A 2,916-nucleotide genomic window follows, 5' to 3' on the forward strand; every position below is an offset into this window, starting at 1 on the left:
TTGGCCGACCCTGATTTTGTCAATAAAGCGGCGAGCAAGACGGCCAATCTGATCAACACCTGTATCGCCTGTAACCAAGCTTGCCTAGACCATGTATTTGAAGGCAAACCAGCCTCTTGCTTGGTCAATCCTCGCGCCTGCCGTGAAACCGAGTTCCCGATTGCGGCCAAAACCCAACAAGCCAAACGCATCGCTGTGATAGGCGCAGGCCCAGCCGGATTATCTTGCGCTACTGCCGCAGCCAGCCGAGGCCACAAGGTCACGCTGTTTGAAGCAAGCGCTGCCATTGGTGGCCAATTTGGTATTGCCCAGCGCATCCCAGGCAAAGAAGAATTCACCGAAACGCTGCGCTACTACCGTAATCAGCTCGATTACCTTGGCGTAACCGTAAAACTGAATCACTTTGCCAAAGCTGCCGAGCTAGCCGGTGAATTTGATGAAATTGTCGTCGCCAGCGGCGTTAAGCCACGCGTGCCCGCCTTAACAGGAATCGATCACCCAAGCGTGGTTTCCTACCCAGCCCTGCTACGCGGCGAAGTAAAACCCGGCAAAAAAATTGCGATTATTGGCGCAGGCGGTATTGGCGTTGATACGGCGGTGTTCCTATCCGAAACCCACAGCGATCTCAGCCCTACAGATAACTTTATCCGCGACTGGGGTATTGATTCCAGCATGAAGAGCGCGGGCAGCTTAGCCAAACCCGCCATGCAGCCTAGCGGCCGCGAAATCTGGCTATTAAAACGCAGCAAGGGCAAGCCTGGCAGCGGCCCCGGCAAAACCACGGGCTGGGTACACCGCGCCACCTTGCAATTGCGCGGCGTAAACCTGCTCGGCTCAGTTGAATACCTGAAAATCGACGATGCTGGCCTGCATATTAAGCAAAATAATGAAGAAATCTGCCTTGAAGTCGATCAGATTGTGCTCTGCGCAGGGCAGGAATCGGTAACAACGCTTTGGGATGAACTCAGTGCAAGCGGAGCACCCGTCCACCGCATTGGCGGCGCGCTACTTGCAGGAGAAGTAGACGCCAAACGCGCTATTGCCGAAGGATTTAATTTAGCGATGGGATTTTAAGCAGCCCTTCAAAAATAAAAAAAACCATCACTCAAAAGGTGATGGTTTTTTTATACGCTCAAGCCACGTCATGCCTGCGCTTTTTTCACCCATAAAGCCCCTGGTGAAAACCCCGTCGCCAGCGCCGTACCCAGTAACACCAAGGCTGCTCCGGCAAAGGTATTGCTGCCCACGCTTTCGCCCAAGAACAATACTCCCCATAAAATACCAAACACGGGGATCAGAAAAGTAACCGTCAGCGTCGATGCAGGGCCAATATCCTGAATCAAGCGGAAATAAATTAAAAATGCGAGCCCTGTGCAGAGCACACCCAAGCCCAAAACCGCTACAGCCACAATCGGGCTAATCGCGATGGCAAGCGGAGCAGGTATCCACAACAAAAATGGCAGCAGAACCAGCGTTGCAGCCCACATACTGCCGTGTGCCATATCAAATGAAGCAATGCCCCTCACCTTCATGCGCGTATACACACTGGCAAGGCCGTAGCAAAAGGTTGCAACAAGAGAGGCCAGAATTGCCATTCCTGCGCCAGGCTTAGCACTCACCTTATCCAACCCCACCAAGATGGCAACCCCAGTGATTCCCAATAGCAATCCCGCCAGCGCCTTTAAACCTGGCCTCTGCCGCATAAATATCACCGCCAGCAGTGTTCCCCAGATGGGCGCGGTGGCATTCAGAATCGACATCAACGATGCCGTGAGTGTTTTTGCTGCCAAGGCATAACAAACAAAGGGAATTGCACCATTGAGCACGCCTAGCACTAGAAGCTCAACTTTATGCGCTTTCCAATCAAACTGCCGTTTTGTAAACAGGGCAACCGCCGATAAAAAAACCGCTGCTACGCCGACTCTGAATGTGATTAACCAGGCGGGCTCCATACTGGCCACAGAAAGGCGTAAAAACAAAAAAGAAGCGCCCCAAAGGGCTGCAAGCAGAATCAAGCGTAAAGCACTAGCAACGGACATTTTTAAATCCAATGGATAAAGTGTGTAAATGAGTAATCAAGCACCTTGCTTAGGCATCAAAAACCACAAAATCAAATATACAAAAATTCCGGGAAACGCCGCTGATAAGCAAGACACGATCACAAAAATCAGGCGCAGCTTGCCTGAGCCTATTCCTAGATAATCTGCCAGCCCGCCCATTACCCCTGCAATCCATTGATCATCACGACTTCTACGTAAGACTTTATTCATGGTTTATTTCCTAGTTAGCACTGCGATTGGCAATCCGTTCCACAAAAAATATCACGTTTCTGCACGATCAATAATCAAACAAATACCTCAATCAAACTGTATCGCTCCAGCGAAGCCCTAAAGGAAGCTCTGAAGGAGCAAATAAAAAATGCAAAACCCTACGCTGGCTTTTTCCAGAAGATTTTGAAGATAAATGCAAAAGTAAGGGCCGCATCAACAATGCGCTACCAGATTCAGCCACACAGACGATTTCTTGCTGGCGAGCTAAGGCAGCATCCTCCGCCGTCACCAAGCCCTGCAAATGTGATCCTGGCACGAGGCGCAGCGGGCCATCCTCTGCCCCGCAGGTATCCAGATGGATCCTCACCGCTATCAGCTGCTGCAATAACTCCACAGGGGCTTGTACATACTGCTGTCCTTCTTTAACTGACCAGCCCTGCAATGCCGGATGCTCAATGCGCTCTGCCACAGGAATACTTAAATCCTGATGCACTGCAACAAGCCAATTGCGGGAGGCAGATTTTTCAAAAAAGGTGCACTGCACCACAACCATGCCAGACAGCAATGATGACAAAGCCGGATGCTGGCGGATTTTTACAGCCAGAGAGCGGCACCAATCTTGCGATAATAAACGCCGTGTTCCTAC

The 2,916-nt window shown here is 51.0% G+C and carries 4 protein-coding genes; 1 reads left to right on the forward strand and 3 read right to left on the reverse strand.

Translation table 11 applies throughout. The features are described from left to right. On the forward strand, nt 1-1,074 hold a 1,074-nt coding region (locus tag Q0R17_RS17265), incomplete at its 5' end, for an FAD-dependent oxidoreductase (RefSeq protein WP_293937226.1). 68 nt (nt 1,075-1,142) lie between these two features. Here Q0R17_RS17265 and Q0R17_RS17270 read toward each other — a convergent pair. The 3 genes from Q0R17_RS17270 to Q0R17_RS17280 form a co-directional block, all read right to left on the reverse strand. Continuing rightward, complete coding sequence (locus Q0R17_RS17270; protein WP_293937228.1) at nt 1,143-2,039, reverse strand: DMT family transporter; 897 nt, start codon at nt 2,037-2,039, stop codon at nt 1,143-1,145. Between the two features lie 36 nt (nt 2,040-2,075). Beyond that, nucleotides 2,076-2,270 carry a PspC domain-containing protein gene (locus Q0R17_RS17275; protein ID WP_099396751.1) on the reverse strand — a complete coding sequence of 65 codons (195 nt, stop codon included), beginning with the start codon at nt 2,268-2,270 and terminating at the stop codon, nt 2,076-2,078. A gap of 91 nt (nt 2,271-2,361) precedes the next feature. Further along, nucleotides 2,362-2,916: phytanoyl-CoA dioxygenase family protein (locus Q0R17_RS17280; protein WP_293937234.1), on the reverse strand; the 555-nt coding region annotated here is incomplete at its 5' end.

It is taken from the genome of Iodobacter sp., from assembly GCF_025352645.1.
Classification (GTDB): domain Bacteria; phylum Pseudomonadota; class Gammaproteobacteria; order Burkholderiales; family Chitinibacteraceae; genus Iodobacter.